1 pseudogene is annotated in these 529 nt (G+C 84.1%); it reads right to left on the reverse strand.

The window, feature by feature from the left end:
• Positions 1 to 529: pseudogene (locus ABD207_RS17770) on the reverse strand (SUKH-4 family immunity protein); the annotation flags it as partial.

Genomic DNA, 529 nt, shown 5'->3' on the forward strand with positions numbered 1-529 from the left:
GGGCGGGGCCGCCAGCACCGTCTCCGCGTGGTGCACGGGGCCGCGCCCGCCGCCAGTCGAACCGGGCGCGCCGGGCGGGCCCGGAGGCTGCGGCGCACCGGGTGCACCGGGCGGGCCGGGCGGCTTCGGCGCACCCGGGGCTCCGGGCGGGCCCGGAGGCTGAGGGGCGCCCGGGGTGTTGGGGTCGGCGAGCATCGTCGCGGCGTGGTGGACACCACCCGGCGGCGTGCCCGGCGTCCCCGGAGGACCCGGCGGAGGCGGCGNNGAGGACCCGGCGGAGGCGGCGTCTGGCCGCCCGCCGGGGGCGGGGTCCGGCCGCCACCGGGAGGCGGCGGGGTCTGACCGGCACCGGGAGGCGGCGGCGTCTGGCCGGCACCGGTCCCCTCGAGCGACGACACCAGCTGGGTCGGAACGTACGGCGTGCCCGAGCCCGGGGCGGGCGGCGTGCCACCCGCCGGACGCGCCCCCGGCGTGCTCGGCGCACCCGGCGGCGGCGTGCTGGACGCTCCCGGCGGGGTGCCCTGCCCGC

This window comes from Streptomyces thermospinosisporus (assembly GCF_039526425.1).
GTDB lineage: Bacteria > Actinomycetota > Actinomycetes > Streptomycetales > Streptomycetaceae > Streptomyces > Streptomyces thermocarboxydovorans.